Source organism: Vallitalea sediminicola (genome assembly GCF_054408565.1).
Window position 1 is genome coordinate 1 of sequence record NZ_BTPT01000218.1, and the last position, 284, is coordinate 284.

Consider the following 284-nt stretch of genomic DNA (forward strand, 5'->3'; position numbering starts at 1 on the left):
CATATGAATTATCAGATTCTGGAACTACTGTTACCATTACTCTAAAGAAAAACATATTATTTCATGATGGGGAAGAGCTACATTCGGATGATGTTGTATATAGTATAGATACGTTAAAAGCTGCACCTGATGATGCGATATATAAGGTTAATGTAAAAAATTATAAAAGAGCTTCTGCAGTAGATCAATATACCCTTAAAATATATTTTGACCAACCATTTGCATTTTCATTATATACAATGAATTTTCCTATAATACCTAAACATCATTAGACTTATAATGAT

Annotated in this window: 1 protein-coding gene; it reads left to right on the forward strand. The window is 28.5% G+C overall.

Translation table 11 applies throughout. The features are described from left to right. A partial coding sequence (locus tag ACX6CF_RS26485; protein ID WP_458788378.1) for an ABC transporter substrate-binding protein occupies window positions 1-272 on the forward strand: 272 nt, incomplete at its 5' end. Window positions 273-284 lie beyond the last annotated feature (12 nt).